At 40.4% G+C, this 223-nt stretch carries 1 pseudogene; it reads left to right on the forward strand.

Features of this window, described 5'->3' with window-relative positions:
• Positions 1 to 223, forward strand: a pseudogene (locus KO524_RS15340) (hypothetical protein); the annotation flags it as partial.

The raw sequence follows: 223 nt of genomic DNA on the forward strand, positions 1-223 counted from the left end.
GGTAGCTGCCGGAGCAGAAACCATCACTACTTTGGTAAACAATCTAGACGGTACTTATACTTATACTTCTGAAAACGGAACTGTAACTACGATTGACGTACCGGCTGATGTAATCAACAACTTTACGGACATCATCACCAATACTACGGTATTGGAGCAATTGATCGAAAACTTGACCAATACTTATGTAGGAGGTAACGTTTATTACGACGGAACTCAATTC

Origin of the sequence: Flavobacterium sp. NKUCC04_CG, assembly GCF_019345525.1 — a bacterium.
In the GTDB taxonomy this organism is placed as follows: Bacteria; Bacteroidota; Bacteroidia; order Flavobacteriales; family Flavobacteriaceae; genus Flavobacterium.